Source organism: Gordonia sputi NBRC 100414 (assembly GCF_000248055.1).
In the GTDB taxonomy this organism is placed as follows: domain Bacteria; phylum Actinomycetota; class Actinomycetes; order Mycobacteriales; family Mycobacteriaceae; genus Gordonia; species Gordonia sputi.
Map to the genome: position 1 here is coordinate 1 of NZ_BAFC01000103.1, position 1,613 is coordinate 1,613.

General features: G+C 60.2%; 2 protein-coding genes. Both read right to left on the bottom strand.

Features of this window, described 5'->3' with window-relative positions; translation table 11 throughout:
• Positions 1–493 precede the first annotated feature (493 nt).
• A complete protein-coding gene (locus GOSPT_RS16730; RefSeq protein ID WP_005207614.1) occupies positions 494–1,105 on the bottom strand; it encodes a DUF1269 domain-containing protein in 612 nt (203 codons plus the stop codon).
• A 111-nt stretch (positions 1,106–1,216) separates the two neighbouring features.
• Positions 1,217–1,447, bottom strand: a complete 231-nt coding sequence (locus tag GOSPT_RS16735; protein WP_506256239.1) for a DUF6198 family protein — start codon at positions 1,445–1,447, stop codon at positions 1,217–1,219.
• Positions 1,448–1,613 lie beyond the last annotated feature (166 nt).

Consider the following 1,613-nt stretch of genomic DNA (forward strand, 5'->3'; position numbering starts at 1 on the left):
TGCCACCACCGCATCGGCCGACCCCACGGCCGCCGACCCCAAAGCCGAAGGCGCGCCACTGGTTCCGCTGTTGCTGCGCTTGCTGTTGCTGTTCACGTGCCGCCACCCCCCCACCCCTGCGTCGTGTCGAATACGTGTTCTACACTACCCGACAATACGGACACTGTCGAGAAAATTCTCGAACACAGGATCGAACAGTGGATAGTCGCCGAAACAGGCGCCATGAACGTTGAGTTCGCCTGCACGACAAGATGACTCGCAACATCGACTCCGCCGATCAGTTGATTGACGAGTCTTCAAACGCTTGAAAGCTTCCGTCGGATCGCTCATCTGCACACAGCTGGGAGTCGCCGACAAGGACGCTCGAGTCAGAACGCCGACATCGCAGATCCGAGGTATTCCTCACTGCCGCAACATGATTCGCCAACACACGCACCCAGACCGGACATAGGTAGAACGAGACCCCTTCGACGCGTCGTCGAAGGGGTCTCGTTCAAGCAGTAGGAGTGTCAGCTCGGGAGAACTTCGCCTTCAGCTTTTCGACGCGCTCTTCGTGCTTTTCCTTCTTCTCAGCCTTCTTCTCGTCGTGGAGCTTCTTACGAGCTGCCTCGGCTGCGGCCTCTGCGGCATCCTGCTGAGCCTCGAGCTCGGAGAGAACCTCGTCGAGCGGGCGACGCACGATGGCACCGTCGTACTTGGTCACCAAAGCGTCGAGCGCTGCGGTGTCGGCCTCGTCGGTCTGCGCGAGGATGGCATTGCCGCCGAGACGAACGGTCTTGCCGAACTCCGTGATCGCGTCGTCGAGGTCGTCGGAACGGCTGGCGTCGACCAGCGCGCCGTCTGCGGCACCGAGGCCGAATCCGAGCAGAACACCGAGGGGCCCACCGAGCACGCCGATCAGCATGCCGATCAAGGAGCCACCGACCGTGGCGTCGCCGGACTTCACGTCGCCACCCTCGGTGATCGTCAGATGACCCGCGTCGTCACGCTGCACGATCGCCGCGGAGACCAGCCCGACCGATGAGCCGGAGTTGGTGATGGTGTTGTACACCTCGTAGGTCGTTGAGTTCTCTGGAAAACTGATCGCTACGACATATTCGATCATGTCCTGCTTTCCATTTCGCAGTTGTACGACTCGTCCCCCACGGACGGAACCTTCGGCCCCGCATTTACACCGCAGCGTGAATCCGCAACCGTGGGGTGTGGATGCTCGACGTCAGAAGTGTGACCGTCCCATCACCACGTGTGATTTTTTCGCACTGGCGGCCGTAAGGTCCTTGCGCATCAACGGTTTGTTCACCTTCTCGGTGAAGGTCTCGATCAGCGGTCCGGTAAAGAATGCGGTGACCACAGTGCCCGCACCGATCGTGCCGTGGAAGATCACTGCAAGCACGACAAAGACCAAGTCTTGACATGTTCGCACTGCCCGATACGGCATTTCGATCAGACTGCGTGTTGTCCCGACTGTCGTCTGGTCCGGTCATCGCTGAACGTCACCCGCCTCGGTCACAGGCCCCCTGATAACAAGTGATACCAAGGGTGCCACCAAAACGACAGCGATCGGGCGATTTCGGGCCTTTGTGCTCTCGCGTCGCGTCGTCGCAACGTGAATC

What these genes read in the sequence shown, in the direction of transcription:
- GOSPT_RS16730 (WP_005207614.1), bottom strand. Translation starts at nt 1,105, where the DNA reads ATGATCGAATATGTCGTAGCGATCAGTTTTCCAGAGAACTCAACGACC.